The sequence below is a fragment of the Streptomyces pathocidini genome (assembly GCF_001418495.1).
Lineage (GTDB): Bacteria > Actinomycetota > Actinomycetes > Streptomycetales > Streptomycetaceae > Streptomyces > Streptomyces pathocidini.
In genome coordinates this window covers 1-271 of the sequence record NZ_LIQY01000500.1, presented here as the reverse complement: position 1 = coordinate 271, position 271 = coordinate 1, and the positions used below count along the sequence as shown (strand labels likewise).

The following is a 271-nucleotide window of genomic DNA, read 5'->3' as shown; positions in this document are numbered from 1 at the left end:
GCCGACGTACGCGAGGACCCGCGCTTCGAGGGCTGGCCCGGCGCTCACCCCGAGCTCTCCGACTTCATCGGGCTGCCGGTCGCCGACGGTGACGAGGTGCTCGCGGCTCTTTTCTTGGCGAACAAGAGGGGCCTGTCACACAAGAAGGGCCCAGCCGGCAAGAGAGGCCCAGCCGACAAGAGGGGCCCGGCAAACGAGACGGGCCCGGCCGGCCAGAGGTGCCCCCAGCCGGAGGGCGGCTGCGGCTTCACCGAGCAGGACGAGGCCCTGC

The 271-nt window shown here is 72.0% G+C and carries 1 pseudogene; it reads left to right on the top strand.

Annotated elements, in window-relative coordinates:
* A pseudogene (locus AOK16_RS28630) lies at nucleotides 1-271 on the top strand (hypothetical protein); the annotation flags it as partial.